The sequence below is a fragment of the Actinophytocola sp. genome (assembly GCF_035942955.1).
Lineage (GTDB): Bacteria > Actinomycetota > Actinomycetes > Mycobacteriales > Pseudonocardiaceae > DASYTH01.
Map to the genome: position 1 here is coordinate 1 of NZ_DASZCQ010000097.1, position 14,692 is coordinate 14,692.

Consider the following 14,692-nt stretch of genomic DNA (forward strand, 5'->3'; position numbering starts at 1 on the left):
GGAGTTCGAGGAGCAGTTCCTGGCCGCCACCGACGGTCAGGGGGTCGACGTGATCCTGGACTGCCTGGCCGGCGAGTTCGTCGACGCGTCGCTGCGGCTTTTGCCAAGGGGCGGGCGGTTCATCGAGATCGGCAAGACCGACGTCCGCGACGCCGCGGAGGTCGCCGAGGCCCACACCGGGGTCGCCTACCAGGCCTTCGATCTGGTCGACGCCGGCCAGGAGCGCATGGGGGAGATGCTTCAGGAAGTGATCGAGCTGTTCGAGGCGGGGGCGCTGGGAATGCCGCCGATCACCACCTGGGAGATCACCAGGGCGGTCGAGGCGTTCCGGCATCTCAGCCAGGCCAAGCAGATCGGCAAGATCGTCCTGACCATGCCCCGCCCCCTCGACCCCGGGGGCGCCGTGCTGATCACCGGCGGGACCGGGGCGTTGGGTGGTGCGGTGGCCCGGCATCTGGTCGAGGCGCACGGGGTCCGCAGGCTGATCCTGACCAGCCGGCGCGGGCTCGCCGCGGAGGGCGCGGCGGAGTTGCGTGACGAGCTGACCGACCTGGGTGCGGTGGTCGACATCGCGGCGTGCGACGCGGCCGACCGGGAAGCGCTGGGAGAGTTGCTGTTCGCCATGGACCGCCCGTTGACCGGGGTGGTGCACGCGGCCGGTGTGCTGGCCGACGGCACGCTGGAGTCCCTTACGCCGCAACAGATTGACACCGTGCTGCGGGCCAAGGTGGACGCGGCCGTGAACCTGCACGAGCTGACCCGCGGCATGGATCTGGCGATGTTCGTGCTGTTCTCCTCGGCCGCCGGCATCGTCGGCGCGCCCGGCCAGGCCAACTACGCGGCGGCGAACGCGTTCCTGGACGCGCTCGCCCAGCGGCGGCGCGCCGAGGGCCTGCCGGGCATCTCGCTGGCGTGGGGGCTGTGGGCCGGCGGGATGGGCGGCCGGCTGGAGGAGACCGACCTTGCCAGGATGTCCCGCGGCGGTATCACCGCGTTCTCCGCACCGGAAGGCCTCGCGCTGTTCGACGCGGCGGGCCAGCTCGCCAGGGCGCTGCTCGTCCCGATCAGGCTTGAGGTCGCGGCACTGCAGGCGCAGGCCCGCTCGGCCCCGGTGTCGCCGGTGCTCAGCGGCCTGGTCCGGATCCGGCGGGTGGCCAGCACCGCGTCCGCCGGGCAGTCCTCCATGCTGCGCGAACGCCTGCCCGCACTGTCCACAACGGAGCAGCAGAACCTGCTGCTTGACCTGGTCGGCACGCACGTGGCCGCGGTGCTCGGCCACACCAGCGCGGACGCGATCACCCCGACCAGGGCGTTCAGCGAGCTGGGCTTCGACTCGCTCACCGCGGTGGAGCTGCGCAACCGGCTCAACGCCGCGAGCGGGCTGCGGCTGCCCGCCACCATGGTGTTCGACTACCCCACCCCGCACGCGCTGGCCGAGTACCTGCGTTCGGAGCTGGTGGGCGAGGCGGCATCGACCGTCTCGGTGACCGAGGAGATCGCGCGGCTGGAGTCGATCCTGGCGGCGACCGACGCCGGCGAGGCCGAGCGCGCGGAGATCACCGTGCGGCTTCGGCGCCTGCTGGCGAGCTGGACCGACCCGGCTCATGGCGGGGCGGAGTCCGCGGACGATCAGGATCTGGCCTCGGCCACCGCGGAGGAGATCTTCGACCTGCTCGACGACGAGCTGAGGGCGTCCTGATCGGCCTCGATTTTCCAAGGCCCGCAAGGGAGTGACAGCAGTGGCGACCGAAGAGAAGTACCTCGAATACCTCAAGCGAGTCACCGCCGACCTGCGGGAGACCCGCCGCCGGCTGCGCGAGGCCGAGCAGAAGGAATTCGAGCCGATCGCCATCGTGGGCATGGCCTGCCGGTTCCCCGGCGAGGTGCGCTCGCCGGAAGACCTGTGGCGGCTGGTGGTCGACGGCGGCGACGCCATCGGCCCGTTCCCGGAGGATCGCGGCTGGGACATCGAGAACCTGTTCGATCCGGATCCGGAACGGTTCGGCAAGACGTACGTCCGGCACGGCGGTTTCCTGTACGACGCGGGCGATTTCGACGCGGGGTTCTTCGGTATCTCGCCGCGGGAGGCGCTGGCGATGAACCCGCAGCAGCGGTTGATGCTGGAGGTGTCCTGGGAAGCGGTCGAGCACGCGGGAATCGACCCGACCTCGTTGCGCGGCAGCCGAACCGGAGTGTATGCCGGCGTGCTGTACTGCGACTACGCCATCGGCATGGACAAGGCGCCCGAGGAGCTGGAGGGCCTGCTGGCCACCGGCACCTCCGCCAGCGTGACGTCCGGCCGGGTGGCGTACGCGCTGGGCTTGGAGGGTCCGGCGCTGACCGTGGACACGGCCTGCTCGGCGTCGCTGGTGGCGGTGCACCTTGCGGTGCAGGCGTTGCGGCGCGGCGAGTGCACGCTGGCGCTTGCCGGCGGCGTGACGGTGATGGCCCGCCCCGATTCGTTCGTCGAGTTCTCCCGGCAGCGGGCCATCGCGCGGGATGCCCGGTGCAAGTCGTTCGCGTCGACGGCCGACGGAGCCATCTGGTCCGAGGGCGTCGGCATGCTGGCGATGGAGCGGCTGTCCGACGCGCGGCGGTCCGGGCACCGGATCCTTGCGGTGGTGCGGGGTTCGGCGACCAACCAGGACGGCGCGTCCAACGGGCTGACCGCGCCGAACGGCCTTGCGCAGCGGCGGGTTATCCGGGCCGCGCTCGCCGACGCGGGTCTGTCCACACTGGACGTCGATGCCGTCGAGGCGCACGGCACCGGAACCTCGTTGGGTGACCCCATCGAGGCGCAGGCGATCCTGGCCACCTACGGGCAGGACCGGCCGGCGGACCGGCCGGTGTGGCTGGGCTCGGTGAAGTCGAACCTTGGTCACACCCAGACCGCCGCCGGGGTGGCCGGTGTGATCAAGATGGTGCAGGCCATGCGGCACGGGATGCTGCCCCGGACGTTGCATGTGGACCAACCGACCCCGCAGGTCGACTGGTCGGCCGGGCGGGTCGAGCTGCTGACCGAGGCACGGGACTGGCCGGCCACCGACCGGCCGCGGCGGGCCGGGGTGTCGTCGTTTGGCATGAGCGGCACCAATGCGCACGCGATCATCGAGGAGGCGCCGCCGGCCGAGCCGCCCGCCGCCGGGGAGGGCGAGCCGGACGCGTTGCCGGTGGTGCCGTGGCTGATCTCGGCGCGGTCGCCGGAGGCGCTTCGGGGGCAGGCCGCGCGGTTGCGCGAGCTGGTCGACGCCCGGCCGGACGAGCGCGCGGTGGACGTGGGCTTCTCCCTGGCCACCACCAGGGCGCCGTTCGAGCACCGGGCGGTGGTCACCGCGGCCGACCGGGACGGGTTCCGGCGCGGCCTGGCCGCGCTGGCCGCCGGGGAGTCGGCGGCCGAGCTGGTGCAGGGGCAAGCGAGCGGCGTCGGTCAGAACCGGGTGGTGCTGGTGTTCCCCGGCCAGGGCGCGCAGTGGGTGCGGATGGCCGCCGGGTTGCTGGAGTCGTCGCCGGTGTTCGCGCGGGCGCTTGGGGAGTGTGTGGCGGCGTTGAAGTCGCATGTGGACTGGTCGGTGTGGCCGGTGCTGCGTGGGGAGCCGGACGCGGTGTCGTTGGACCGGGTGGATGTGGTGCAGCCGGCGTTGTGGGCGGTGATGGTGTCGCTGGCGGCGGTGTGGCGGTCTTACGGGGTCGTTCCGGCTGCAGTGGTGGGGCATTCGCAGGGGGAGATCGCGGCGGCGTGTGTGGCCGGCGCCCTGTCGATTACCGATGGGGCGCGGGTGGTCGCCTTGCGCAGCAAGGCGATTACCGCCATCGCCGGCATGGGCGGGATGGTGTCGGTGCCGCTGCCGGTGGCCCAGGTGGAGGACCTGGTCGGGCGGTGGGACGGGGCGCTGGGTGTCGCGGCGGTCAACGGCCCGGCCGCCGTGGTGGTGTCCGGTGGGGTGGACGCGTTGGGCGAGTTGTTGGCCGAGTGTGCGCGGCGGGAGGTTCGGGCCAAGCGGATCCCGGTCGACTATGCTTCGCATTCGCCGCAGGTGGAACTGATCCGCGCGGAGATTCTCGACAGCTTGGCCGAGATCGAACCCAAGCCCGCGGAGGTGCAGTTCTACTCCACGGTCACGCGCCAGGTCATCGACACCACCGAGCTGGACGCCGACTACTGGTACCGCAACCTGCGCGGCACCGTGCGGTTTGCCGACACCGTGGAAACCATGCTGGCCGATGGGTTTCAGCATTTCGTGGAGGTCAGCCCGCACCCGGTGCTGGCCACCGCGATCCAGGACTCGATCGAGCAGAACGAGGCCGACGCGTCGGTGGTCGGCACGCTGCGCCGGGACGACGGCGGGTTGGACCGGTTCCTCACCTCGCTCGGCCAGGCCCACTGCGCCGGTGTGGCGGTGGACTGGACCACGGTGTTCGCCGGCACCGGCGCCCGCACGGTGGAGCTGCCCACCTACGCCTTCCAGCACGAGCGGTACTGGCTCATCCCGGGCACCGGCGCGGTGGACGCGGCCGGACTGGGGCAGACCGGGATCGACCACCCGCTGCTTGGCGCGGCGGTGGCGCTGCCGGACACCGGGGGAGTGGTGGCCACCGGCCGGCTGTCGCGGTCCGTGCAGCCGTGGCTGGTCGATCACGCGGTCAACGGCACGGTGCTGGTGCCCGGCGCGGCGCTCGTCGAGTTGGTGCTGCGGGCGGCGGAAGAGGTCGGCTGCGAGGTTCTCGAGGAGCTGACCCTGGCGGCCCCCCTCTTGCTACCCGAGCAGGGCGGCGTGCAGCTGCAGGTGATCCTCGGCGGGGCGGAGGAGGACGGGCGGCGGTCGGTGGCCGTGTACTCCCGGGACGACGCCGCGCCGCCGGAGGCGCCGTGGACCCAGCATGCCACCGGGGTGGTCGGTCCGGACCAGCCGGTGGCGGAGCCCGGCCCGGCGCAGTGGCCACCGGCCGATGCGGAACCGGTCACTGTGGACGGTCTGTACGAGGAGCTGGCCGCGGCCGGGTTCGGCTACGGCCCGGCCTTCCAGGGCCTGCGCCAGGTCTGGCGGCGCGGTGAGGAGATCTTCGCCGAGGCCGCCCTGCCCGAGGAGCAGACCGCCGACGCCGGGCGCTTCGGGCTGCACCCGGCGTTGCTCGACGCGGCCCTGCACGGGATTCTGGCCGGCCGCGAGGACGTCGAGGTGCGGTTGCCGTTCAGCTGGGCGGGAATCGGCCTGCACGCCACCGGTGCGACCGGCGTGCGGGTGCGGCTCGTCCCCACCGGCGAGGACGCGGTGGCAGTGCATTTGACCGACCCGACGGGCGCACCGGTTGCCACCGTGCAATCCCTGACCAGCCGGCCGGTGAACCCCGACGCGCTGGGTACCCGCACAACCGGAGGGCGGGACTCGCTGTTCGGTCTGCAGTGGACATCCGTCCCGGCCGAGCGGTCCGACGCGGGTAGGTATGTCGTGCTCGGCGCCGACACCCTGGGGCTGGAAGCCGAGTCCTATTCGGATCTCGACGCTATCGAGCCGGCGCCCGAGGCGGTCATCCACGCCGTGCCGGCCGGGGCGGTGCGGGAGGTCACGGAGCGGGTGCTCGGGCTGATCCAGGCGTGGCTGGCCGCCGACCACCTGGCCGGCGCGCGGCTGGTGTTCCTCACGCGCAACGCCATGGCCACCGAGGACGGGCAGGACTGCGAGCTGGCCCAGGCCGCCGCGTGGGGATTGGTGCGGACGGCGCAGTCCGAGCATCCCGATCGGTTCGTGCTGCTGGACATCGACGACCACCCCGACTCGCTTGCCGCCGTTCCCACGGCGTTGGTGGCCGGCGAACCCCAGCTCGCCATCCGGACGGGGGAACTGCTCGCGCTTCGCCTCGGCAGGGCCGGCTCGGACGGCGAGCTGGTTCCGCCGGTGGGTGCCCCGGTGTGGCGATTGGACGGTCGGAACAAGGGCACGCTGGACCGCATCGAGCTGGTGCCGTGCCCGCAGGTGCTGGAACCGTTGGCGGACGGCCAGGTTCGGGTCCAGGTCCGGGCCGCGGGCCTGAACTTCCGGGATCCGCTGATCGCGCTGGGCATGATCGAGGGACCCGAGGTGCAGCGCGGCGAGGGTGCCGGCGTGGTGCTGGAGGTCGGGCCGGGCGTCACCGGTCTGGCCCCCGGCGACAAGGTGTTCGGCTTCATCGGCGGATCGTTCGGCCCGGTGGCCGTGACCGATCACCGGATGCTGCGGCGGATGCCGAGCGGGTGGTCCTTCGAGCAGGCCGCGTCGGTCCCGGTGACCTATGTGACGGCCTACTACGGGCTCAAGGAGTTGGCCGGGGTCGGCGCGGGCGACCGGGTGCTGGTGCACGCGGCCGCCGGTGGCGTCGGCATCGCCGCGGTGCAGCTGGCCCGGTCGTTGGGCGCCGAGGTGTTCGGCACGGCGAGCCCTGGTAAGTGGGATGCGTTGCGGGGCATGGGGTTGGCCGACGACCACATTGCCTCGTCGCGGACGCTGGAGTTCGAAGAGCGGTTCCTGGCCGCCACCGACGGTCAGGGTGTCGACGTGATCCTGGACTGCCTGGCCGGCGAGTTCGTCGACGCGTCGCTGCGGCTTTTGCCAAGGGGTGGCCGGTTCATCGAGATCGGCCGGACCGACGTCCGCGACGCCGACGAGGTCGCCCGGGATCACCCCGGGGTTGCCTACCGGGCCTTCGACCTGATCGAGGCCGGCCCGGAGCGGACCGGCGCGATGCTCGACGAGTTGGTGGCGTTGTTCGAGGCGGGGGCGTTGGGGTTGCCGCCGATTACCACGTGGGAGATCACTCGGGCGGTCGAGGCGTTCCGGCAGCTGAGCCAGGCCAAGCAGATCGGCAAGATTGTGCTGACCATGCCGCGCCCGCTGGATCCCGACGGCGCTGTGCTCATTACCGGCGGCACGGGTGTCCTGGGCGGCAACCTGGCCCGGCATCTGGTCGAGGTGCATCGAGTGCGGCATCTGGTGCTCACCAGCCGCCGCGGCCCGAACGCCGACGGCGCCGCCGAGCTGCGCGACGAGCTGGCCGAGCTGGGTGCCACCGTCACCATTGCCGCCTGCGATGCGGCCGACCGGGACGCGCTGGCCGAACTGCTCGACGGCTTGGACCGCCCGCTGACCGGAGTGATCCATGCTGCCGGCGTGCTCGACGACGCGACGGTGGAATCTCTGACCCCGCACCAGGTGGAGCGGGTGTTACGGCCCAAGGTAGACGCGGCGGTCAACCTGCACGAGCTGACCCGAGACCTGGATCTGGCGATGTTCGTGCTGTTCTCCTCGGCGGCCGGGATCATGGGCGCGCCGGGGCAGGGGAACTACGCGGCGGCCAACGCCGCGCTGGACGCGCTTGCCCAGCACCGCCGGGCCTCTGGCCTGCCGGCCACGGCGCTGGCGTGGGGATTCTGGGAGCAGGCCAGCGGGATGACCGGCCACCTCGACGAGGCCGATCTGGCCCGGTTGCGGCGGGCGGGAACCGTGCCACTGTCCACTGCGGAGGGCATGGCGCTGTTCGACACCGCCTGCCAGCTGCACCGGGCCGTGGTGGTGCCGATGAAGCTCGACCTCGCCGCGCTGCGGGCCGGCGGCACGCCCGTGGCGCCGATCCTGCGCGGCCTGGTACGGGTCCGGCGCACCGCGCGGTCCGCCGACGCCGGGCAGGCATCCGCGCTGCGGCAACGGCTTGCCGGCATGCCCGCGGCCGAGCAGGACCGGACGCTGCTGGAACTGGTCAACACCAACGTCGCCGCCGTGCTCGGGCACACCGGCACCGACGCCATTACCCGCAACCGGGCCTTCACCGAGCTGGGCTTCGACTCGCTCACCGCGGTGGAGCTGCGCAACCGGCTCAACGCCGCGACCGGACTTCGGTTGCCCGCCACGCTCGTCTTCGACTACCCCACCCCGGGCACGCTGGTCAAGCACCTGGCGTCGGAGCTGGTCCAGGATGGTGTTGACGGTGTCGAGTCGCTGTTCGGCGATCTCGACCGGATGGAGTCCGCGGTGCTGGAGTTGGCCGGCGACGACGTTGTCCGCGGCCGGATCGTGGCGCGGTTGCGGACATTGCTCGCCACCGCGACGGGCGAGCAGACCTCGGAAGAGCTGGACGTGCAGGCGCGGTTGGCATCCTCGACCGACGACGAGCTGTTCGACTTCATCGACAAGAACCTCGGGGTGTGAATCCAGTGAGCGAAGCCGACAAGCTGCGCGACTACCTGACCCGGGTGACCGGTGAGTTGCACCGGACCCGCCTGCGGCTGCGCGACATCGAGGCGCGGGGCTCCGAGCCGATCGCGATCGTGGCCGCGGCCTGCCGGTATCCGGGCGGCGTCGGATCACCGGAGGACCTGTGGCGGCTGGTCGACGGCGGCGAGAACGTCCTGTCCGGACTGCCGTCGGATCGTGGCTGGGACGTCGACAACCTGTTCGATCCGGATCCCGCCAAGCTCGGCAAGTCGTACGTGCGTCACGGCGCGTTCATGCCGGACGCCGCCCACTTCGACGCGGAGTTCTTCGGCATCTCGCCGCGCGAGGCGCTGGCCATGGATCCGCAGCAGCGCCTGCTGCTCGAGGTGGCCTGGGAGGCCCTCGAGCGTGGGGGCATCGACCCGACCTCGTTGCGCGGCAGCCAGACCGGCGTCTACGTGGGCGTGCTCGGCCAGGGCTACGGCACCGGACTGACCGAGGGCGCCGAGGAGGTCGAGGGGCTCGTCGGCACCGGAACCGCGGGCAGCGTGGCGTCCGGCCGGATCTCCTACGTGCTCGGCCTTGAAGGGCCGGCGGCCACCATCGACACGGCGTGCTCGTCCTCGCTGGTCGCGTTGCACTGGGCGTGCCAGGCGCTGCGGGCCGGCGAGTGCGACCTGGCGCTCGCCGGCGGCGCCACCGTGATCGCCACGCCCGCGGTGTTCGTGGAGTTCTCCCGGCAGCGGGGCCTCGCGCCGGACGGGCGGTGCAAGGCGTTCGCCGAGGCCGCCGACGGGTTCGGCTGGTCCGAGGGCGCCGGCATGCTCCTGGTCGAGCGGCTGTCGGACGCGCAGCGCAACGGCCACCGGATCCTTGCCGTGGTGCGGGGTTCGGCGATGAACCAGGACGGCGCCTCGAACGGCCTTACCGCGCCGAACGGCCCGTCCCAGCAGCGGGTGATCCGGGCCGCGCTGGCCAGCGCCGGACTGTCCACACAGGACGTCGACGCCGTCGAGGCGCACGGCACCGGGACCACCCTCGGCGATCCCATCGAGGCACAGGCGATCCTGGCCACCTACGGACAGAACCGCCCACCCGACCGTCCACTGTGGCTGGGTTCGGTCAAGTCCAACATCGGCCACGCCCAGGCCGCGGCCGGGGTGGCCGGCGTGATCAAGATGGTGCAGGCCATCCGGCACGGCGTGCTGCCCAAGACGCTGCACGTGGACCGGCCGACGTCCCAGGTGGACTGGTCCGCGGGCACGGTGGAGCTGCTCACCGAGGCTCGCGACTGGCCCGAGCCCGGCCGGCCGCGGCGGGCCGCGGTGTCGTCGTTCGGCATCAGCGGCACCAACGCGCACGTGATCCTCGAGCAGGCCCCGCCGGCGGAACCGGCCGATGCCGCCGGGTCCCCGCCGGCCGTGGCGCCGTGGGTGATCTCCGGCCGGACCGACAAGGCCCTGCGCGCGCAGGCGGCGCGGCTACGCGAACACATCGCCGCCCGGCCCGACCTGCGCCCAGTGGACGTCGGATTCTCGCTCGCCACCACGCGAGCGACGCTCGAGTACCGCGCGGTGATCACGGCACCCGACCGGGACACCTACCTGGCCGTGCTGGATGCGTTGGCAGGCGGGGTACCCGCGGCGAACCTGAGCCAAGGGGTGGCGTTCAGCCAGCCGAGCGTCGGGTTCGCCTTCCCCGAGGAGGTGCCGGAACTCACCCGGTTGCGCGAAGTTCCGGCGTTCGCCACCGCTCATGACACAGTGCGGGCACGGCTCGATGAGCTGCTGGCCGGTCGGCCGTGGCCCGCACGGGCCGAGTCGTTCGCCACCGGCGTCGCGGTGTTCCGCTTGCTGGAAGCCTTCGGTGTGCGCCCGGACTACGTGACCGGAGACGACGTGGCCGTGGCGCACGTCGCGGGTGTGTGGTCGCTCGCCGACGCCTGCGCGGTGCTCGCCGCGATGGTCAGCGACGGCGGCGATCTCCGTGAGGTCTTGGGCGCCGTGTCCTACCGGGACCCGACGATCTCCATCGTCGCCGACGCGACCGGCCGGCTGGTCACGAACGAGCAGGCCCGCACACCGCAGTACTGGCTGCGGCGCGCGGAAGCCTCGAGCGGGTCCGCGGGCCTTGACTGGCTCGCCGCCGACGGGATCCGCACCGTCACACCCTCCGATGTGGCCGGTGTGCCGGTGGCCGATGCGCTCGCCGGGCTGTGGGTGCGTGGCGTGCCGGTGACCTGGGAAACCTACTTCGAAGGCAGCGGCGCGACCACGGTCGAGCTGCCGACCTATGCCTTCCAGCACAAGCCGTACTGGCTCGCCAGCGGCGGCACCGGGTTCGCGCCGTCCTGCGCGGTGGGCCTGCCGCCGGCCGAACGGGCTACTGAGTCCGATGTGGACAATTGGCGGTACCGCGAGACCTGGATCCCGGTGGACGGTGCCCCGGAGGCGCCGGTGTCGGGCTGGTGGCTGGCGGCGATCCCGGAACGGCAGGCCGGCCACGAGTGGGTGGCCGGCGCGCTGAAGTCCCTGACCGAGCGCGGCGTCGAGGTCCGGCAGGTCGTCGTGGCCGACGCCGACGCCGATCGCGCGGTCCTGGCCAAGGCGGTCGGCACGGTCCTTGCCGGCGGTCCCGGGCCCGGCGGCGTGCTGTCGCTGCTCGCCCTCGACGAGGCCGCGCACCCGGAGCACCCCGAGCTGCCCGGCGGACTTGCCGCCACCGTGGCCCTGGTACAGGCGCTCGGCGACGCGGGCGTGGCGGCGCCGCTGTGGTGCGCCACCCGCGGAGCCGTGTCCGTGGCGCCCGATGACGTGACGATCTCCCCTGCCCAGACCGCGGTGTGGGGCTTCGGCCGGGTGGTCTGCCTCGAGCACCCCCAGCGTTGGGGTGGCCTGGTGGATCTCCCCGACGCGGCCACGGCCGAGGACGTCGCCCGGCTGTCTGATGTGCTCGGTGGCCTCGGCGAGGACCAGGTCGCGATCCGGCCCGGCGGCGTGTACGGCCGGCGGCTGGTGCACGCCGCCGACGATCCGCGGCCCGCGGAGTTTGTGCCGCGCGGCACCGTGCTGATCACCGGTGGCACCGGCGGGATCGGCGCCAAGGTCGCCCGCTGGCTGGCCAGCGCGGGCGCCGAGCACCTGGTGCTGACCTCGCGCAGCGGGCCGCATGCGGCCGGCGTGGACGAGCTGTGCACCGAGCTTGCCGAGTCCGGCGCCCGCGTGAGCGTGCACGCCTGCGACGCCGCCGACCGGGACGCGGTGACCGCGCTGGTCGAGTGGTTGCGCGCGGGCGGTGAGGAGATCCGGGCGGTGCTGCACGCGGCCGGTGCGCTGCAGGTCGGCCCGCTCGACGAGCTGAGCATGGCCGAGCTGGCCGAGGTGATGTCGGCGAAGGCGGCCGGTGCCGCCCACCTGAGCGAGCTGTTCGATGTGGACAGTAGGGACAGGCTGGACGCGTTCGTGGTGTTCTCCTCGATCTCGTCCACCTGGGGCAGCGGAACCCAGGCCGGCTACGCCGCGGCGAACGCCTTCCTGGACGGCCTTGCGCAGCAGCGCCGGGCGCGAGGGCTGGCGGGCACGTCGGTCGCCTGGGGCCTGTGGGGCGAGATCGGCATGGCCGCAACCCCCGAGGCCAGCGCGCAGCTGCGCGATCTCGGCCTGCTGCCGATGAACCCGGGCGCGGGCGTCGCGGCGCTGCGCCGCGCGCTCGACCGGGCGGACACCTGTGTCACGGTCGCGGACGTGGCCTGGGACCGGTTCGTCCCACGGTTCACCGCGTTCCGGCCCAGCCCGCTCATCAGCGAGCTGCCGGAGGTCCGGGCGCTCACACCGTCCGCATCGGACACCGGCGGCACCGGCGTGGCGGCGTCTGAGCTTGCCGCCACGCTGGCGACACTGTCCGAAAGCGAGCAGGAGCAGTTGCTGCTCGACCTGGTGCGGGACAAGACCGCGGCGGTGCTCGGCCGTGACGACGCCGCCGGCATCGAGCCGGGCCGGGCGTTCAAGGATCTCGGGTTCTTCTCGCTCACCGCGGTCGAGCTGCGCAACCGGCTGGCCACCGCGACCGGGCTGGACCTGGCCCCCACCCTGATCTTCGACCACCCGACCCCGCTGGTGCTCGCCGAGTACCTGCGCGCCGAGCTGATGGCGATCCCCCGGGAAATCGCCGCGGCGGTTCCCGTTGCGGCGGCGATCGACGAACCGGTCGCCGTGGTCGGCATGGGCTGCCGGTTCCCGGGCGGCGCGGACGGCCCGGACCGCTACTGGCGGGCCTTGCTGGACGGCGTGAACGGGGTGCGCGAGATTCCGGCGGACCGCTGGGACGCGGCGGCCTACTACGACGAGGACCGCTCGGCCAAGGGCAAGGCCTACACGAAGCACGGCGGGTTCCTCGACGACATCGCCGGCTGGGACGCGGCGTTCTTCGGGATGTCTCCGCAGGAGGCGTTGCGGCTGGACCCGCAGCACCGGTTGCTGATGGAGCTGGTCTGGGAGGCGTTGGAGGACGCGGGAATCGCGGCCGACCGGCTGCGCGGCAGCCGCACCGGCGTGTTCGTCGGGCTCGTCGACTCCGGGCAGTACCTCAAGCGGCAGACCGAGGCCGAGGGCGAGGCCCCGATCGACGACCCCTACTTCGGGCTGGGCGGCTCGCCGAGCGCCGCGGCCGGGCGCATCGCCTACCATCTCGACCTGCGCGGGCCCTGCTTCACCGTGGAGACGGCATGTTCCTCGTCGCTGGTGGCTACCCACCTGGCCGTGCAGAGCCTGCGGCGCGGCGAGTGTGACCTCGCGCTGGTTGCCGCCAGCTCCGCGATCATCCACCCGGACGTGTTCGTCGGGGCGTGCAAGATGGGCATGCTCGCCGGCGACGGGCGGACCAAGTCCTTCGACGCGGCCGCCGACGGCTTCGTCATCGGTGAGGGCTGCGGGGTCGTGGTGCTGCAGCGGGTCCCCGACGCGACCGCGGCCGCCCGCCAGGTTCACGCTGTGATCCGCGGTTCGGCGATCACCCAGGACGGCCAGAGCAACGGCCTGACCGCACCCAACCGGGCCGCCCAGCTTGCGGTCATCCGGGCCGCGCTCGCCGACGCCGGGCTGGCCCCGGACGACATCGGCTTCGTCGAGGCGCACGGCTCCGGCACCGAGCTGGGCGACACCATCGAGTTCAGCGCGCTGCGGGAGATCTTCGGCGACCGCCCGGCCGAGCGCCCGCTCGTCGTCGGCGCGGTGAAGAGCAACTTCGGCCACCTGCTCGCCGCGGCCGGCATGGCCGGGCTGATCAAGACGGTGCTCGCGGTCAAGCACGGCGAGGTGCCGACGAACCTCCACCTGGACACGCCGAACTCCGTTGTCACCCTGGACGGACCGGTGCGCCCGGCCACCGCCCGCCAGCCGTTCCCCGCCGTCGGTGGGGCGAGCCGGGCCGGGGTCAGCTCGTTCGGCTGGTCCGGCACCAACGCGCACGTGATCGTCGAGCGGGCCGAGCCGGCGCCGGCCGGCGCCGACTCCCGGCCATGGCATGCGATTCCCTTGTCCGCCATGGGAAGCACGAGCCTTCGGCAGGCGGCCGAGCGGCTCGCCGATCACCTCGACACGCACCCCGAGCTCGAGCTGGCCGACGTGGCCTACACCGTGCAGACCGGCCGCGCCTCGCTGCCGCTGCGCACCACGCTGGTCTGCCGGGACACCGCCGACGCGGTGCGCCGGCTCCGCGCGCTGGACGTCGAAACCGCCACCCCGGCGCCGGAAACCAGGCAGCGCACCGGGTTCCTGTTCCCGGCCGCCAGCGAGGCCGACCCGGACGCGGTCGAGGAGCTTGTCCGCACCGAGCCGGCGTTCGCCGCCGCATTCGACGAATGCGTCGGCGCCGACACCGCGTTCGCCGTCGAGTACGCCCTGGTGGCACTGCTGGGTGCGTGGGGGCTGACCCCCGCGGCGGTGCTCGGCGCCGGGATCGGCGAGTTCGTCGCCGCCTGCGTCGCCGAGGTGTTCAGCCCGGCCGACGCGCTGCGCCTGGCGAGCCTGGACCCGGGACTCGGGGTGGAGCGGATCGCCGAGGAGATCGCCCGGATGTCCCGTGGCACGCCGCGCATTCCGGTGATCCTCGCCGACGGTGGAGTGCTCACCGACGTGCAGGCCGCGAGCCCGTACTTCTGGGCCGAGCGCCGCTGCCAGCCCGGCGGGGTGAACGCCGGCCAGGAAGCCTTGCGGCAGCTCGCCCGCCAGGCCGGCGTGCTGGTGGAAGCGGGACCGGGCCGGGTGATGTGCGACCTCGCCGCCCAACACGTCCCGGATATCCCTGCGGTGCCGGTGCTTCCGAACAGTGCTGCCCGGCCGGGTTGGCTCGCCGCCGTGGGCCGGTTATGGGAGCTGGGGACCACAGTGGACTGGGCGGCCGGACATGCCGACCGCCACCGACCGTTGACCCTGCCGACCTATCCGTTCCAGCGCACCACGTTCTGGCCCGAGCTTCCGTCCGGACCGGCCGCCGAGGGCACGCGGCCGGCC

At 73.0% G+C, this 14,692-nt stretch carries 1 protein-coding gene and 1 pseudogene; both read left to right on the plus strand.

Translation table 11 applies throughout. The annotated features are described in order from the left end of the window. Positions 1-1,699, plus strand: a 1,699-nt coding sequence (locus VGX25_RS09975; protein WP_326917357.1) for an SDR family NAD(P)-dependent oxidoreductase, incomplete at its 5' end; no start/stop codon positions are given. A gap of 40 nt (positions 1,700-1,739) precedes the next feature. Beyond that, positions 1,740-14,692 (plus strand): annotated as a pseudogene (locus VGX25_RS35640) (SDR family NAD(P)-dependent oxidoreductase); the annotation flags it as partial.